This window comes from Spongiactinospora gelatinilytica, from assembly GCF_003236385.1.
Lineage (GTDB): Bacteria > Actinomycetota > Actinomycetes > Streptosporangiales > Streptosporangiaceae > Spongiactinospora > Spongiactinospora gelatinilytica.
Map to the genome: position 1 here is coordinate 1 of NZ_POUA01000868.1, position 445 is coordinate 445.

Consider the following 445-nt stretch of genomic DNA (forward strand, 5'->3'; position numbering starts at 1 on the left):
TTATTATACAATACTAGAGGATTCTCTGACGGTGCTTTGCCTTTCGTGGAGGATGTAGTATAATATTTTTTAAAGGATCTAGTTATTCATTTTGAATGCTGAGTGATTCTTACGACATACAGGAGGTTCGTATTAATGGCAAAAGAACATTACGAAAGAACAAAACCCCATGTAAATATTGGTACAATTGGCCACGTTGACAATGGGAAAACTACTTTGACAGCTGCTATTACAAAAGTGTTGTCAGAAAAAGGACTAGCTAAAGCTTCAGATTACGCTGATATTGATGCTGCTCCAGAAGAAAAGGAACGTGGTATCACAATCAACACAGCCCACGTTGAATATGAAACAGAAAAGCGTCATTACGCTCATATCGATGCTCCAGGACATGCTGATTACGTTAAGAACATGATCACTGGTGCTGCACAAATGGATGGTGCTATCT

The 445-nt window shown here is 38.7% G+C and carries 1 protein-coding gene; it reads left to right on the plus strand.

Annotated elements, in window-relative coordinates; genetic code table 11:
- Positions 1–135: 135 nt before the first annotated feature.
- On the plus strand, positions 136–445 hold a 310-nt coding region (locus C1I98_RS46645; protein ID WP_233508596.1), incomplete at its 3' end, for a GTP-binding protein.